Origin of the sequence: Thermoactinomyces sp. CICC 10522, assembly GCF_016055075.1 — a bacterium.
GTDB classification, from domain to species: domain Bacteria; phylum Bacillota; class Bacilli; order Thermoactinomycetales; family Thermoactinomycetaceae; genus Thermoactinomyces_A; species Thermoactinomyces_A daqus.
Map to the genome: position 1 here is coordinate 1 of NZ_JAECVY010000051.1, position 1,794 is coordinate 1,794.

Below are 1,794 nucleotides of genomic sequence, written 5' to 3' on the forward strand. Positions count from 1 at the left end.
TCAGCAGTCCATTTTCGCCGCCCCATAAAAAACGACCCCTTTCTTGCTTCCTTCCATTATACTTTATCTTTCGTCTGGAAGCGTATGGGGTCATTATAATTGCAGGAACTATTCTTTCCGAAATTCCCACTCTTACGTGGAATGACAATATTTCCACTTCCGTTACTTATACAGTCACCATTCAGGTTAATACAAGTACGGGTCTTACCAGTGTTACCACACAAACTCGGGCTTTAAACGCTATTGTTTTTTAACAGGATTTTAGAAAACAAATAGCCTCAATCATTTTTTGAGACAAAACAATCCTCATAGGAGGTATCCACTTTGCCAAGCATTTAGGAAACGGTTTATCCAAGACTAAAAAGCAACCTAACGCCTAAAGAGTTAGATAAATAATTCGTCTGGGCAAAAGAAAAAGCATGAAATTCCTTTTCTCAATTGGGTTTCTGATCATGTTGAAAACTTTCCAGTTTCTCAACTACTTAACGCCCATCTTTTCAAGCTGTTCAATGAGTTGCAAAACATCAATTGTCTGGCGGCCAAGACGAGAGATAGATTCAAGGGGTCACCTGTACGGAAAATCGTACGTTGACCCCTATATGGCAATTTTCCAATACCATCGTTCTCCAACTTTGATCTGGTATTTTCGGATGGTACCCGGGTTAAATTCAACCACATGCGCCGTACCTTCAAAATAAGCACCGTTTTGGTTAGGCATCAATTTTTCCTCTAAACCGACCACTAATCCTTGTTGGTTTAAATAGACGACATCGATAGGAAATTTCATCTGATACGTGTGGATCGCTGTGGCCCCCATGAGAAACATTCCACTGCCGGCTGTTGTGCGCCCGAGAAGACCTTTAGCCAGTTCAGTCATGGTTACGGCCAGTTCCATTTTTCGAAAATAGGTTTTGTAGCGATATACACATACCGATTTCATCACATCATCTCCTCTAATCCGTAGCTTGGTGCTCCCTAGATCCTATTCCAATAGTATTTCTTTGTGACACAATAGGCACATAGGGTCACCGTACGGAAAATCGTACGCTAAGGCAAAAGTTCACGTCATAACTGGAAATAATGACGCGCTTTATTAAGATAACTTTACCTTAGCGTACAGCTTATGACTTGTTGTGTCTAAAATATTCAGATGACAAAAATTGAATCGTCCTATACTGGTAACCCCGAGTTTTAGGCGAGGCAGTTTAGCCTTTGCCACGTGCGGGTCTTGCAGGACAAAGCCATACACGACTTCTGGCAGTTTCCGCTTTAGTGGTATGCTTTTGTCCCCTTTGGTCTTAACCGCCAGGTGAACCACTTGACCCAGAAGCCTTTTCTTCCGAACTTCTCCTTCCTATGGAAGGGATCTACCGCCGGATGACACGGCACACATTTTCTCGGATTGATACGATGATCCCTTCAACAACAACGGAAAGTTAGCTGGTACTTGTCAAATACCAGCTGACTTTTTTATTTCGCGGGAATGGCTTAGGCCATTTTCAATTTACTTTGTATTGTTAATTGAATCTATTTATTATTCATATAATTTTCGCAATGTGTTCATCAGCTTGATGATAAGGTTTTAGAATACACAAAAGCATAGATTAAAGGAGGGCTTTAGTGAAACTTCGGGATAAGGTTCACACCGTTCACAATGAAATCTCTTCCCAAAGTTTGCAAAAGGTACGCATCAGTAACGTCATGCAAAAGTTAAACGTGAAAGGACGATCCCAAGCTGTAGTGGAGTTGGTAAGATTGGGCGAATTAAAGATATAGTCTGCATGTGACCCTGCC

General features: G+C 41.4%; 1 protein-coding gene and 1 pseudogene. One reads left to right on the top strand and one right to left on the bottom strand.

Going from position 1 to position 1,794, the window contains the following annotated elements:
• Positions 1-595: 595 nt before the first annotated feature.
• Positions 596-940 (bottom strand): DUF192 domain-containing protein, encoded by a 345-nt coding sequence (locus I8U18_RS17505; RefSeq protein ID WP_198056619.1) that lies wholly within the window; start codon positions 938-940, stop codon positions 596-598.
• A gap of 746 nt (positions 941-1,686) precedes the next feature.
• Here I8U18_RS17505 and I8U18_RS17955 point away from each other — a divergent pair.
• Positions 1,687-1,776 (top strand): annotated as a pseudogene (locus I8U18_RS17955) (helix-turn-helix domain-containing protein); the annotation flags it as partial.
• Positions 1,777-1,794 lie beyond the last annotated feature (18 nt).